The organism is Pseudomonas protegens, assembly GCF_003732485.1.
GTDB lineage: Bacteria > Pseudomonadota > Gammaproteobacteria > Pseudomonadales > Pseudomonadaceae > Aquipseudomonas > Aquipseudomonas protegens_B.
In genome coordinates this window covers 1-440 of record NZ_MOAK01000053.1, presented here as the reverse complement: position 1 = coordinate 440, position 440 = coordinate 1, and the positions used below count along the sequence as shown (strand labels likewise).

Sequence of the window (440 nt, the reverse complement as noted above, 5' to 3'; positions counted from 1 at the left end):
GGCGTGCGGCCTCATAGCCGACGGCGGTGTTGAGGCCGCCGCTGGTCAGGGCCGCGATCAGGTCCGGCAGGGTGCTGAGCAGGGCGAACAGGCCGCGATCGGCCGGACCCAGGAGACGCGCCAGCAAGACGTTGCGCAGCAGGCGCAGGCCGATCATCGCCAGTCGGGTGCCCATGCTCAGGGCCAGGTGCCAGAGGTAGCTGCCGCGCTTCATGCCCGGGCTCCCTGGAGCAGGCGCCAGGCCAGCAGCCCGGGGCGTCCGGCGCTGGCATGGCTGACATCGATGCGGGGCAGGGCCAGGTGCGGGTTGCCAGCGGCCTCGATCAGGCCCGGGCGGGTGCCCAGGGCGTAGCGATAACCCAGTTCGGCCACCGCGGCGCGCACCTCGGGGTTGTGATCGCCATTGGGGTAGCAATAGACCCCCAGCGGCGCCTGACAGT

1 protein-coding gene and 1 pseudogene are annotated in these 440 nt (G+C 72.0%); both read right to left on the bottom strand.

Going from position 1 to position 440, the window contains the following annotated elements; genetic code table 11:
* A pseudogene (locus tag BLX41_RS35250) lies at positions 1-214 on the bottom strand (polysaccharide biosynthesis protein); the annotation flags it as partial.
* On the bottom strand, positions 211-440 hold a 230-nt coding region (locus BLX41_RS13125), incomplete at its 5' end, for a polysaccharide deacetylase family protein (RefSeq protein WP_148059722.1). The pseudogene BLX41_RS35250 and the gene BLX41_RS13125, both read right to left, overlap by 4 nt.